The sequence below is a fragment of the Candidatus Methanoperedens nitratireducens genome (assembly GCF_000685155.1).
Classification (GTDB): Archaea; Halobacteriota; Methanosarcinia; order Methanosarcinales; family Methanoperedenaceae; genus Methanoperedens; species Methanoperedens nitratireducens.
This window is the reverse complement of the sequence record NZ_JMIY01000001.1, coordinates 294,889-306,392: the sequence shown is the minus strand read 5'-3', so window position 1 is coordinate 306,392 and position 11,504 is coordinate 294,889. Positions and strand designations below refer to the sequence as shown.

Sequence of the window (11,504 nt, the reverse complement as noted above, 5' to 3'; positions counted from 1 at the left end):
GTGAAAGTCGCATGTACCGTTCTTAGAAGAGGAAGGGCGGGAAACCGCTCTTTCTTATTCGAGCGTGCCTCGAAGCACAAGAAAGAAAGTATAACAACAGGACATTTGAAGAGAATGTTACGGCGTGAGCAATAACATTGGTGTCCGCAGGGTTAAAATCCCCCCATTCGGGTCTGCTCCCGAATGAAGAGAAAGGATAGTGCGATATCGTGAGATATTGTGCGGAGTAACCTAATATCGTCAACCACAGCCCTAAACAATATGTGAACCGAAGGTGGCCTCAGCGCGATGCGACATCCCTCGAATTGATGGAAGCTTGAGCAGAATTGTGAACGCTGGGGTGGTTACGGTAGGGAGGGCTGAGAACGCTCTCTTGTGTGACCGAGGGAGGTCTCATAACGTCCTCCTTGAAACTGGAAACAAACCCTACACGTTTCTGGGTCAATGGAATCAGTGGAAAAGATACGAGGTAGGCGAGGTATAACCTGATGGGAAAGCCAGACCAATGCGGTATGAGAAGTCGGACGAACTCATAGTAACAATGAAGGTCAGACCAATGACACACAGAACCTGTCCCGCAGGGTACAGGAGGCGACTGTATGAGGACAAAACATGACCCAGTGAAGGGGTTCTGGTTTGGATAGAGAATGAGGTGAACAGCACGATAACACCAATCGGATTAAAAGAAGATACCAGAAAGGTAAGCACAGCCAAAACGGCAATAAAACGCTCTCTGGTGACAGTATGTGAAGATAGTGGAACAACTGCTGCAAACCAAAACCGATGGAGGAAATAGTGAAAAAGTGGAATCAACAATACCATGATAAATTCAAGGAATTTGCTCTGATACATAAAGTCTGGGAACAAGAGAACCTTGTAAAAGCTTGGGAAAGTGTAAGAGCGAACAAAGGAAGTGCTGGCATAGATGGTGTAACCATTGAACAATTTGAACAGAATTTGCAACAGAACTTAGCTGAAATACAGAGATTACTGAAAGAGAATCGCTATGAACCAGAGCCAGTCAAAAGGGTACTTATCCCAAAAGATAACGGCAAAATGAGACAGCTTGGGATACCCACAGTAAGAGACAGAGTAGTTCAACAAGCGCTAAAGATCATACTTGAACCAATATTTGAAGAAATATTCTTGCCACAGAGCCATGGATATCGACCTAACACCGATGCCCATGCCGCTGTCAGAAAAGCGGAAGCTTTTATTAGAAAAGATTATCGCTGGGCAGTGGATGCCGATATCGTGGGATTCTTCGACCATGTTGACCATCAGATAATGATGGATCTTGTATGTGAAAAGATTGCAGATGGAAGAGTACTTGCCCTGATAGAATCATTTCTGAAAAGCGGAGTAATGAATGAAGGTGTATTTGAGGAGAGCATAGAAGGCACTCCCCAAGGTGGAAACTTAAGTCCACTGCTGTCGAATATTTATCTAAATCACTTTGACAGAAGAATGGGTGAGCAAGGATTTCTGCTCCTTAGATATGCTGATGACATCGTTATTTTCTGCAAGTTCTTATCAGATGCACAGGATGCGTTGAAACGAGCAACAGAGATTCTAGAGGGAGAACTGAAGTTAAAACTCAGTCCTGAAAAGACAAAAATCGTTGCTGCAAAAAGTAAAGGCGTTGAGTTTCTCGGCTTCCGTTTCAATGGACGCTGGAGAAGCCCAAAGGATAAAGCAAAGAAGAAGTTCAAGGAAGAGATCAAACGAAGGACAAGACGGCAGCAGCCTATAAACCTTGAAACGGTAATTCGCCGCATCAATCCCGTAATTCGTGGATGGGGGAACTATTTCAAGGATGGCACAGTAAAAACATTGTACGCTGAACTTGATGGCTATATAAGAGGACGCTTGAGGAGCTTTAAAGCGAAAAGACGTACCTGGAATACTATTCTGTATACACTTCCTGAAACTGAATTGGCTAAAATGGGATTGGTTACTCTTTCTTCATTATTGAATGAATCCGTCTCCTGCAAAGGGAAAAGCCAAACGAAAGCTGCATACGGGAAATCCGTTCGTGCAGTTTGATGAGGAGAGGGAGGTTGAAAGACCTCTCTTTTACTCTACCTACCAGTTAGTTGTTTATATTAGCTCAACCACATCCGAGTCTAAGATGCGATATATATTGAACTTTTTCATACCAGGGCGCAAAGATCGCAAAGCAGAGCTTGATAATAACCGCCTTGCAACTATAAGGGCGCAGGACAGCATACTGATCCTGAGTATTTAAATTATCCAGAACAACCTTGATCGTTTTACCCAGATATATGGTTAGTGATCCGGTCCTAAGAAGTTTTTTAGAATAGTGACATTCGGTCAAAACCGAACATTTTCAGAGGTTTTATTAGGTACGATGCTTGAAAGAATAATAAAAAGCAAGTAAGCTGGTTATCGTTATAGATCAGGGTCCTTATCATTTACGAGTATTTGAGAACTTGACTATAAAAGCATAGTCAAGAATGTATAAGGCTTAGTAATAGAATAAGAGAAAGATTCCAGATAAAAATGTCCCATATAAGCTCTCATCTAAAACGCATAAGAACCATAGCAGATTACCAGTTCGGAAGAGGCGCAGGTGAAGCCCTCTTCCCTGATAGCGTGGAATTCCAGTTCTCTACGACCGGGAGGGTTCGCTCAATCCTGCTTGATAATAACCGCCTTGCAACTATAAGGGCGCAGGACGGCATACTGATCCTGAGTATTACCGGGGCAGGAAAGCTTCATGAATTCATCAAATCTCCTGGGCACAGGGTCGTGGTTAACAGAGAGGCAGCGCCGTTTGTGGCAAAGGGCAAGAATGCTTTTGCCAGACATGTCGTGGCTGTAGATCCTGATATCAGGGCAGGACAGGAGGTACTGGTTGTAGATGAAAGCGATGTTCTATTAGCCACGGGAAAGGCCATGCTCTGCGCTCTTGAGATGCTGGCGTTCAAAAAAGGCATGGCTGTGAGCGTAAGAAGCGGGGTAAAGACGGATAAGAGCGAGATCCTATGATACTATGCTGATTAGCTCACTTAATCTTCCTGCTACACTTTCACCCTGCTCACATTAGATATATAACCCTAAAAGATATTATTCATCGGATGAGTGATGTGGAATATATTAATCACCCTCTTGTAAAATCGAATACTGTCGAGCAGAGGTTATATCAGCTTTCTCTTGCAGGAGAGGCCCTTAAAAAATCAACGCTCATAGTACTTCCAACAGGTCTTGGGAAAACAGTAGTCGCCCTGCTTGTTATGGTCTCACGCCTCCCGAAGGGGAAGGTTCTTATCCTCTCTCCCACAAGACCTCTTGTTGAACAGCATGCTGCTTTTTTCAGGAACGTCCTTAATATATCGCCTGAATCGATTGTGCTATTCACAGGCAGCACACCCTCCCAGAAGCGCGTATCAATGTGGGAGGGCGCCAGGGTTGTAGTCTCGACCCCCCAGGTGATAGAGAACGATCTCCTTGGAAAAAGAATAGACCTTAGAGGTGTATCATGTATAATCTTTGATGAGGCACACAGGGCGGCAGGGAATTACTCATACGTGTACATAGCAGAGAAGTATGCACAGCAGAATCCAGATCTGCTTGTACTGGGAATAACAGCAAGCCCTGGAAGCGACCATGAGAAGATACAGGAGGTATGCGCAAACCTTCATATCAAATCAGTTGAGATGAGGACAGATTCTGATCCTGATGTCAGACCATATATCTTCGATAAGGACATAGAGTGGAGATATGTATCTATTCCTGTAGAGATAAAGGGATTAAAACAGTTGATGGATGATGTTCTGTCCGATAGATTAAATAAACTATGCGAGCTCGGTTTTATCTCACCCTATCAGAAAAAATTATCAAAGATGGATATGCTTGATCTGCAGGCGCGGATGCAGTCGCAGCTCAGTTCATTCCCGGATCAAAAGATATACAAAGGGATATCCCTGCTTGCTGAAATATTCAAGATCAGCCATGCCATTGAGATAGCTGAAACCCAGGGTGTGTCTGCGTTATCCAGATATTTTGAGCGACTTGAGAACGAGGCGAGATCAAAGAATGGAAGTAAAGCAGCCAGGCGCCTCATGGAGGATCTGAGCATCCGCAAGGCAGTGCATCATCTTGCAGGATGTGATAGCAACAACCCTAAACTGAATGCTGTGAAAGAGATAGTTGGAAAACAGATACTTGAGGCTCCGCAGTCACGGATAATCATTTTTACCAACTACAGGGATACGGCCGAACTTGTTGCAGACTCTCTTAAAGAGGTGGCAGGCATAAGGCCGATCAGGTTTGTGGGACAGGCAAGTAAATACAGGGATACTGGTCTGACCCAGAAGCAGCAGGTAGAGATCATTCAAAAGTTCAAGGACGGTGAGTATAATACCCTTGTCGCTACATCTGTGGCCGAAGAGGGGCTGGATATCCCGGCAACCGACCTTGTGCTGTTTTTTGAACCCATCCCATCAGAGATTAGAAGTATACAGCGAAAAGGAAGGACAGGAAGAAAACATGCCGGACGCGTGGTAATCCTCATGGCAAAAGGATCAAAGGATGAGGCATACCACTGGAGCAGCAACAGGAAAGAAAAGAGCATGTTAAGAACAATGAAAAACCTCAATGATGAGCTTGAGATCCAGCCAAAAACAAAAGAGGAAATAAATCGGCAGCAAAAAAAGTTACCTGATTTCCCGGAACAGGAAATCCATGAGAATATACAGGAACAAAAACCTGATAAAGTCGCTCCCAGGGTCTTTATTGATCAGAGGGAAATCCGCTCTCACGTTGCGCAGGCCCTTGAAAAACTCGGGCTGGATATAGTATTGAGGACGCTTGAGGTCGGGGATTACGTTGTAAGCGACCGGGTGGGCATAGAGAGAAAGACAGTGGAGGATTTCCTGAGCACGCTCATGGACGGGAGAGACCTGTTCGGCCAGATAGGAGATCTTGTGCGCACATTTGAGCGCCCTCTCCTTATAATAGAAGGAGAAGGGCTATACACGGCAAGGCAGGTTAATCCAAACTCCATCCGCGGTGTTCTCACTTCCATAGCTATTGATTTTGGGGTGCCAATAATATTCAGCAGGAACGAGGAGGATACTGCGGCATTGATCAGCACAATAGCCAAAAGAGAGCAGGGTGATACTAAAAAGGAGATAAACCTTCATGGAAAGAGAACTGCCCTTACACTCAAGGAACAGCAGGAGTATGTGATCTCATCCATGCCTGAGATCGGGCCTGTGGTGGCTAAGAATCTGCTCAGGCATTTCGGGAGTATAGAGAGTGTCATGAGAGCATCCCGCGAAGAGCTGATGGAAGTTGAACTTGTCGGGCCAAAAACAGCGGACAGGATAAAGGAAGTGGTGAGCGGGGAGTATAAGGGGTAAAACTATTTAAAATTATAAAATGCGTTATAAAAGTTCAGAATTACCTTTAAGTCTTATAGCAATTATAGTGGACGGATATAAGCCGATGATGGATTGGATTCCAAGGAAGATTCATGAAAGTTCGCAGAACCATCTCTATAGATAAGAGTGACCTTGATGCTTTAAAACCTTTTTTAGACGCAAACGGAAATAATCTTAGTCTGGCCCTGAGACAACTGATTGATGAACACAGACAGAGAATCAATCTGAACAAGATAACAGGTGACCAGAAAAAGTTGATTATTCTCAGGAACCAGATCATCGAAAACAGGATAGCAACACTCGTACCTGTCCCGCTGATCAAATGGCTGCTTAGAATAAACCTGGGCGTGCCCCCTCTGGGTATATTCAGGGTCATAATGGAAAAATATACAAGACTGCTTGGACTGGATAGCCTCTCTATCAATGACTATGTCAAGATGGTCAATACACATGGCGATATATTCGGATACCAGATCAGCCAGCATATAGATGTAAGTCCTGATTCCAAGAGTATCCGTATCACTTTCGAGGCAGAAGATTCTGATCACCTAAGAGGCACGGTCGTTAATTACTCATGCCTGCTTGCCCATCATCCCCTTAGATTGAAGACTAAGAGGGTGATCGAATCACCAAACCTGATCATAATTGATTATGAACAATGCAGCAACGAAGAAGAGGCATACAGATCAGTCGTAAACCATTTCGGGTACAATCAGACGCTTTTTGATGAGATTCAAAACAATATCCAGTTCTGGAGGAATGCGGTCAATATCCTGAAGGCTGATAATTACGAAGATATCATCATAAGCAGGGATATCTTCCATCAACTCCTAATGTCCAGGGATTTTTCTGACCAACTTAACAACCTGATCTCGATCATATATGGTGTATCTGTTGAAAACACCGATTACAAGGATATTATCAGGTTTATAGAAAAGATATGTAATACGAATGGGTTAATCCATAGAATCGAGCAAGACAATAATGAGATTAGGATATATCACAAGTTCAATGACGCAGATATCATTCGCATCGTCAATGACACGATCATCAAGACACTGGAAATATCGGGTCAGCATTTCATGCTAAAGAAAGGGGATAAAATTACGATATTAAGCCAGAGATAGCAGTATAACGTTTATGGAAGTACAGGCATTCGATCAATTAATATATGCCAGGTGCTTCTCAGGTAATACATGCATAAAGTCGGAATCGCGGATACTACATTCTCACGCATCAATATGGGAAAAATAGCAATCGATGAGCTTAAGAAGGGCGCATCCCTGCAGATCGAGCGCTATACTGTTCCCGGAATAAAAGACCTTCCTGTGGCATGCAAGATCCTGATTGAGGAAAAAGGATGCGATATAGTCATAGCTCTTGGCATGCCGGGCTCAAAGCCTATAGATAAGATGTGTGCCCACGAGGCCTCTCAGGGAATAATCCAGGCACAGTTGATCACAAATACACATATTATCGAGGTCTTCGTGCACGAGGATGAGGCAAAAAATGAAGAGGAACTTGCATGGCTTATGGAAAGACGTACGCGTGAGCATGCACAGAATGTAATTAAGCTGTTATTTTATCAGGAGCAACTTCAACGTGAGGCAGGTACGGGTCAAAGGCAGGGTTTTGCTGATATCGGGGCGATACGGCAGTAATATCAAAGATTATTAATAATCGATTATTAATTTAGTATATAGATCCATATGGTTGAACCCATAGTTTTAAGAGATTATATAGAATACAGTCCAGGATCAGTAGTCAGTAAGACACTGAAACAAAACCCCGCAGGCACCATAACATTATTTGCCTTTGATGCAGGGCAGGGGTTGAGCGAGCATTCTGCACCTTTTGATGCTCTGGCATTAGTGATCGACGGAGAAGGGTGCTTTATTATTGATGGTGTAGAGCATAACCTTAAGGCTGATCAGCTAATAATAATGCCCTCCAATGTGCCCCATGCTATCAGAGCTGATCACAAATTCAAAATGCTGCTAATAATGCTGCGGATGTAAATTGTTTTCTTAACGGCATCAACAAAAGGCTTAAGTTAAATAATGTCTTTTAAGAATGTCCTCGATTAAAGAGCCGCCATAACTCAGATGGTAGAGTGCCTGGCTGTTAACCAGGATGTCACAGGTTCGAGCCCTGTTGGCGGCGTCTGAGTTATGATCGTCGCATGATCTTTGGGCCCGTAGCTTAGTCAGGTTAGAGCGCCCGGCTCATAACCGGGCGGTCACCGGTTCAAATCCGGTCGGGCCCATAACTCAAATTTTATAGAAATATCCGCTCCATTGGAGATTACTTCTCTTAAGCTCCTCCATGTTCCTTATGCTCTTCAAGGGTCTCGTGGCCATGTTTTTTCTTGGTAGCTTCACCACCTTTAGACCCACCCTTGTGTCCGATTTCTGAATAGAACTCGCGACCGTGAGTTTCCTTGGTAGCTTCTCCACCCCTGTGTCCTATCTCCGAATAGAACTCATGGCCATGGGTTTCCCTGGTAGCTTCTCCGCCCTTATGGCCAAGTTCCTTATAGCCTTCATGCCCTAACTCCTTTTTTCTCTCTTCTCCTCCCTTCTTCCCGATCTCATGGTAGAACTCATAAGTATAGCCCTTCTCTTTCTCTTCTACCTTCTCTTTTCTCTTTTCTTCTTCTTTTGCCATATTGTACCACTCCCAATTTTGAAATAATTGGAGGCAACCCTGACTATAATGTCCCCTCAGAAATAACAGCAGGTTAGCTCACTGCTGTTGTCATACAGTTACGTTGCCCCTATGAATACTCTATATTTCATTCTATAAGAATATTTTGGCAATCTCATATCCATGCCAGATATCAACCTACTTCTTAAATATCTAAAAATCGGGTTGTATAAGATTATATATTTTGAGGATCAAAACATGCTAATAGAGAGTGAAATAAAACCCATGAATGGGGGGAGGTGAAATGTAATGGCGAGATATATGGACCAGCATCCGATGAGGCCACTTACGCCAGAGCAACTTCAAAAACTTCAAAATGCGCCCACGGACGAATTCGGGGTTAAACACCACGAGATCATTTACAGTGAGAAAGACAACAAAGTATGGTGCGTTCTTGATGCACCTAACAGGGAAGCTATTGAGAAGCATCACGCAAAGGCAAAAGTTAAAACTGACTGGATTTATGAGGTAGAATCCACGCGTGAATGAGATATTAAAGAAACCTTGAAGAAGTGGCAACGTGTCAAAACCGTTCCCTGCTATGGCTTTAGAGTTTGACAGGTAAGTACTTTCTTCATGTAAAGATGGGACAAACCAAACGATATTCAAGAGAGATGAGAATATGGAAGTTATTACAATAGTGGAAGGAAATGTGCCTATTTCTAAGGCAGAAGAATTTGAAACGGCTTACGCATCCCTCAAACAAGAGACACTGTCACCGGGTTTGATAAGATCATACCTGTTAAGAAACAGTAATAATCCAGAAATTTACAGAATTGAAACAGTATGGGAAAGTCGTGAGGCTTTGGAAAAAATGAGAAGAAGTACACAAACACCTAAAGCCATTGAACTATTCCAAAAAATCAAGGCTACACCACATCTAGAAATATATGATATTGTACTTAGCCTCCCTTGATTGGTAAATCTTCAGCTTATCAATATCTTGGACACACTGCGCGTGCCAGAATCACTGAGATGCCTTTACTCTCAAGTTTCTTCTCTAATATATCCTTTATATCTATATTCGCCTGTGGATCTATTATCTCTGTATCTTTGACATAAGAACTCACTAACCCTGTTAGATCAGGAACCTGCTGACCTCCTGTCATTGCAGCTACCTCGTTTTGAAGCACTATCACCAGAAGCTCATGTTTATTGTGGACTGCATTGATAAGCCCTGCAATCCCTGAATGGGCAAGACCAAAATCGCCGATTATCGCAATCCCTTTCCTGCTAAACCCGCAGGCAGTTCCGATAGCAGAACCCAGAGAAAACGCAGCATCAAGAAGAGACAGTGGTGGGGATGAGGTCATTATGGAACACCCGAGGTCGCCTGCAACAGGCACGTTTAACTCTTTTATCGCATTATACAGGGGAATATACGGGCAGTCCTGACATATCTGACGAAGCCCTCTTTCCTTGATGGTCTGCGGTATTATATCGCGTGCTACAGTATCATTATTGATATTCTGTATCGCTTTCTGTATATCCTCAATCTCTATAATTCCGTAGGGCAGGTGACCTGTGAGTTTTCCAAGCACTCTTTTTGTAAGCTGTCTTTCAATAACAGGCTCGGTCTCTTCTACGACAAGAACGCGCTCATGCTCATCCATGAAGCGGTTGACAGTATCCAGGGGCAGGGGATTGATGATGCCAAGTGAGAGGTGGGAGAAGTTATCAGGGATGATGGAATCGACCAGAGATGTAGGAAAACCAGAGGATATTATTCCAGATGCTCCTCTTTTTTTATATGTATTCAAATTCGATCTCCCGGCATACTCACGCATCCTGGGGAAAGATATCCTGTGGAAATTCTGGTGTTTGCCGAACATGGTAAGATGCCATATTTTTTTATCAAGGCACATAGGTTTAGATTTTGACTTTATCTCCCTGGTAATGTTACCTTCGCTTATAAGGAGCCTGTCTGTTAGTCTGATTATCACAGGTGTGCTTACATTTTCTGATAATTCAAATGCCTCCTTGATACTCAGGTAAAGCGCCTCCGGTGTCGGGGGATCGAAAACAGGAACCTCTGCAATAAGTCCGTATAACCGTGAATCCTGCTCGTTCTGGGATTTTTGAACTCCTGGATCATCTCCAGCAATGATCACCAGACCTGCACCTATTGTATGGGTCGCTGATGTCACAAGAGGGTCGGAGAGGACATTCATTCCCACGTGCTTTGTAATCACTGCGCTGCGCTCACCGCATACAGATGAACCAAGTGCAAGCTCAAGTGCCACTTTCTCATTGATCGACCATTCATGCCTGATTCTCTCACCAAGAGCCTCCATGAGAGAGGTTATCGGAAAACCGGGTACACCAGTAACTATTTTTACATCACTGTCAAGAAACGCATAAACCGCTGCATTAAGGCCACTGTTATGCCCTTCTTTTGATAAAACTTTCCTAAGGTTATATACCTCTTTTGATAAAACTTTCTTAAGGTTATATCCCTCTTTTGATAAAACTTTCTTAAAGTTTTTCATATTACTACTGATTCTGAATGTTGCGAGAACCAGGGAAGCGCTGCCAGAGCGCCTATGATGCCCTTGCCATCTATACAGATCTCAACCCCGTTCTCCTTTGCTGTTTTTATTGTAAGTTCTTTTGTTATCATCCTGCTTCTGCAAAGCCTGCTGTACTCAACAAGGGATGCAGCATCAAAATCTGATAATGCAACCATGCCTGTCTCATTTGAAACGCTGTATTTTTCAAGCCCTTTTTTTATCTCCTCAAGTAATCCTTCTGTTGCGCCTTCAACACATGCAAATTCCAGCACTGTTGCCACGCAGTTCTGGGTCTTATCAGGGACAGGATAGAGCTGAACAAGCGTATGCGAGATATACTTATGCTCAATAGAATCAACTGCACTGGCGATATTGTGGGCAAGCGTCCATGTTGCTCCCACCTCTTTTGAATCGGTGTTATCTATTCCCACAAGCACCCTCTCCCTTCTGGGGACAACGATTGTCCCGCTTGCCTGCTTGCCTCCGCCTGATTCTGAGAGCCTGCATCTCAGGACCCCGTTTGCATAAGCCCTGCATGTTGTCGCGCCTACTCCCCCGCCGCCAAGACCGCTGTATGTTATCTCTATCTCTTTACCATTGATAAGGACTGATTCAATGCCTGCAGCCGCGATTGAGGACTGGAGGTTAAGAGTTGATTTCCCGGCCCTGATGAGGTAGCGCATCATGTCCCCGACCGCACGGGTTTTAATAACAAGAGGACTTTTTGAATAATGATAAAGCGCCCATGCTGAGCCACCCAGGCAACTGGAATGCTCCATTATTTCAACAAGCTCATTCTTCTGATCAGCAACTGCGTAGATGCCTTTATAAGGGATTGTATAAGGGTCTGATAGGTACATATTTCCACTGGTTTTAAGTA

The 11,504-nt window shown here is 43.8% G+C and carries 12 protein-coding genes and 2 tRNA genes; 11 read left to right on the top strand and 3 right to left on the bottom strand.

The features are described from left to right. Nucleotides 1-795 precede the first annotated feature (795 nt). From ltrA to ANME2D_RS01520, 9 genes are all read left to right on the top strand, one after another. The gene (gene ltrA, locus ANME2D_RS01560) at nucleotides 796-2,046 is read left to right on the top strand and encodes a group II intron reverse transcriptase/maturase (RefSeq protein WP_052368507.1); all 1,251 of its coding nucleotides are present in this window, start codon (nucleotides 796-798) and stop codon (nucleotides 2,044-2,046) included. Then, on the top strand, nucleotides 2,036-2,248 hold the full coding sequence (locus ANME2D_RS01555; RefSeq protein WP_048088562.1) for a hypothetical protein: 213 nt from the start codon (nucleotides 2,036-2,038) through the stop codon (nucleotides 2,246-2,248). The genes ltrA and ANME2D_RS01555 overlap by 11 nt, the downstream gene beginning before the upstream one ends. Before the next feature lie 275 nt (nucleotides 2,249-2,523). Further along, a complete protein-coding gene (locus tag ANME2D_RS01550) occupies nucleotides 2,524-3,012 on the top strand; it encodes a PUA domain-containing protein (RefSeq protein ID WP_048088554.1) in 489 nt (162 codons plus the stop codon). Nucleotides 3,013-3,101: 89 nt separating this feature from the next. Further along, nucleotides 3,102-5,387, top strand: coding sequence for a DEAD/DEAH box helicase (locus ANME2D_RS01545; protein WP_048088553.1), 2,286 nt, complete (start codon nucleotides 3,102-3,104; stop codon nucleotides 5,385-5,387). A 113-nt stretch (nucleotides 5,388-5,500) separates the two neighbouring features. Beyond that, nucleotides 5,501-6,535: a hypothetical protein gene (locus ANME2D_RS01540; RefSeq protein ID WP_048088549.1), complete on the top strand. Its 1,035-nt coding sequence runs from the start codon at nucleotides 5,501-5,503 to the stop codon at nucleotides 6,533-6,535. A 69-nt stretch (nucleotides 6,536-6,604) separates the two neighbouring features. Then, nucleotides 6,605-7,069, top strand: coding sequence for a riboflavin synthase (ribC, locus tag ANME2D_RS01535; protein ID WP_048088547.1), 465 nt, complete (start codon nucleotides 6,605-6,607; stop codon nucleotides 7,067-7,069). A gap of 48 nt (nucleotides 7,070-7,117) precedes the next feature. Beyond that, nucleotides 7,118-7,426 (top strand): cupin domain-containing protein, encoded by a 309-nt coding sequence (locus ANME2D_RS01530; RefSeq protein WP_048088545.1) that lies wholly within the window; start codon nucleotides 7,118-7,120, stop codon nucleotides 7,424-7,426. Between the two features lie 72 nt (nucleotides 7,427-7,498). Continuing rightward, nucleotides 7,499-7,571, top strand: a tRNA-Asn gene (locus tag ANME2D_RS01525). A gap of 28 nt (nucleotides 7,572-7,599) precedes the next feature. Next, nucleotides 7,600-7,674: transfer RNA gene (locus ANME2D_RS01520), tRNA-Ile, on the top strand. A 47-nt stretch (nucleotides 7,675-7,721) separates the two neighbouring features. Here the strand turns inward: ANME2D_RS01520 and ANME2D_RS01515 are convergent. After that, nucleotides 7,722-8,075 (bottom strand): hypothetical protein, encoded by a 354-nt coding sequence (locus ANME2D_RS01515; RefSeq protein WP_048088543.1) that lies wholly within the window; start codon nucleotides 8,073-8,075, stop codon nucleotides 7,722-7,724. 288 nt (nucleotides 8,076-8,363) lie between these two features. Here ANME2D_RS01515 and ANME2D_RS01510 point away from each other — a divergent pair, with 288 nt between their 5' ends. Both ANME2D_RS01510 and ANME2D_RS01505 read left to right on the top strand, forming a co-directional pair. Next, nucleotides 8,364-8,603 (top strand): nickel-binding protein, encoded by a 240-nt coding sequence (locus tag ANME2D_RS01510; protein ID WP_048088541.1) that lies wholly within the window; start codon nucleotides 8,364-8,366, stop codon nucleotides 8,601-8,603. Between the two features lie 133 nt (nucleotides 8,604-8,736). Further along, nucleotides 8,737-9,030 carry an antibiotic biosynthesis monooxygenase family protein gene (locus ANME2D_RS01505; RefSeq protein ID WP_048088538.1) on the top strand — a complete coding sequence of 98 codons (294 nt, stop codon included), beginning with the start codon at nucleotides 8,737-8,739 and terminating at the stop codon, nucleotides 9,028-9,030. A 19-nt stretch (nucleotides 9,031-9,049) separates the two neighbouring features. On the opposite strand, the gene ANME2D_RS01500 is transcribed toward ANME2D_RS01505, so the two are convergent. Together ANME2D_RS01500 and mmp11 are read right to left on the bottom strand one after the other, a co-directional pair. Beyond that, nucleotides 9,050-10,603: a thiamine pyrophosphate-dependent enzyme gene (locus tag ANME2D_RS01500; RefSeq protein WP_048088536.1), complete on the bottom strand. Its 1,554-nt coding sequence runs from the start codon at nucleotides 10,601-10,603 to the stop codon at nucleotides 9,050-9,052. After that, nucleotides 10,600-11,484 (bottom strand): methanogenesis marker protein 11, encoded by an 885-nt coding sequence (mmp11, locus tag ANME2D_RS01495; RefSeq protein ID WP_048088535.1) that lies wholly within the window; start codon nucleotides 11,482-11,484, stop codon nucleotides 10,600-10,602. The genes ANME2D_RS01500 and mmp11 overlap by 4 nt, the downstream gene beginning before the upstream one ends. Between the last annotated feature and the right edge of the window lie 20 nt (nucleotides 11,485-11,504).